1 protein-coding gene is annotated in these 1,606 nt (G+C 24.5%); it reads right to left on the reverse strand.

Annotated elements, in window-relative coordinates:
• Nucleotides 1-33: 33 nt before the first annotated feature.
• Nucleotides 34-1,606, reverse strand: a 1,573-nt coding sequence (locus EHV01_RS05375; RefSeq protein ID WP_422066558.1) for a hypothetical protein, incomplete at its 5' end; no start/stop codon positions are given.

Below are 1,606 nucleotides of genomic sequence, written 5' to 3' on the forward strand. Positions count from 1 at the left end.
TWWTATTAATTCTGTAATTATTTTTTTCATTAATTATTTACCTCCATATATTAAAAATATACCTAATTTTAGGTATATTTTATAAATATCAAGAGTTTTCGACAAAATTAAAGTTATTTGAAGTAAAAATTTAATTACTACTCTATCTTGGTAAGTGAAATAAGTGTTTTGATAATTTCCGCTTGGTAAACCATTAGTATAAGCAATAGGTTCAAATGTTTGAATATCATTAGTTATTTCTTTTGTATCTATTGAAAAAGTATTTGGAAAATTAACTTTATCAGTTTGTGAACGACCAGTTTGTTTTAAAGTTATATTATTTAATGAACCTAAATCATAATTACAAGTATTTTCACCAGCAGATAAATTAATATTTCTATTAGGAATAAAATTCTCTATATTTGGTGGCCCACATTCAACTTGTAAATTATTAAGATTACTTATTTCTATTGTTTTATAAGCATCTTGAAATTTACTAATACTTTGAATTGTTGGGTCAATTTGTTTTAAATCAATTTCTATTTCATAATAACCTTTATATTCTTCTGTATCATCAAATAAATTAACTGGCTCATAATTTCCCACTTTACATTGTGCTGGTGCAATAATTTTAGTTAATAATGGTAGTACTACATAAGAACGCATAATATCTTTTGTATATTCCTTATAATTATATGGTACTGGTGGTAAGACATATTGTGGGTAATTAAATGTTGGTATTTCATAATCATGTGGTAATAAGAAACTAGTTTTATAATTAGTTGTCATATCGCGTAAATAATTATTTAAAACACTTTTTGTTTTACCTCTGAAACTTCATACTGATAAGCGTAAGTAATCTTCTTCATTATTAGTATATGGGTTATCAGCATAAAATATAATTTCAAAATTACCTTTATATAATGCTTGAATTGAAAACATATCAATTATATAACTACAATTTGTTCCATCAGGTGTTTGTAAGAATTTGCAATCATTATCTTTTTCACTATCACTAACTGGTTTTTGTGCTTCAACTGCTTTTGTTTGTTCATTAATTAAATAAATTCGGTTAGTTTTTTCATTTAATTGTTTTAAATTATAAGTTGAATAAGTTATTTGTTCAGTTACTTTACCATCCTTAGTATAAACTGTACCTTTTAATTTATCAGTTAATAAAGTAGTAAACCCTAAACTAGTAGCATTAGCACCAAATATAGCACCAACTTTATCATTACCTTGTTCTCTAAATATTTCAAATGGTAAATAACCTTTACCTTTTGATTTTTCAGATCAAAAGGCATCATTATAAAAACTATAAACATTAGAACTCATAAAACCATTAAGAAATTGAAAATTAGGTCAAGTTTTTTTATCTTGATTAATTACTCAACCTCATGGAATACCAAATGAAATAAAGTTTAAGAATTTACCAACTCCGCCCGGGATAGTAAAAGGATTAAATACTAATTTTTGTGTATAGTTTAAAGGTAATATGGTAATTTGGCGATTAATAAAATTATTTATATTTAAAATATCTCAAACATTACAAGAACCCATTTTATTATATTCAATTTGAACTTGTCCAACGGTATTACCAAATTCATCTTTTCTTCTAAAATATGMT

It is taken from the genome of Spiroplasma sp. hy2, assembly GCF_044714365.1.
In the GTDB taxonomy this organism is placed as follows: domain Bacteria; phylum Bacillota_I; class Bacilli_A; order Mycoplasmatales; family Mycoplasmataceae; genus Spiroplasma; species Spiroplasma phoeniceum.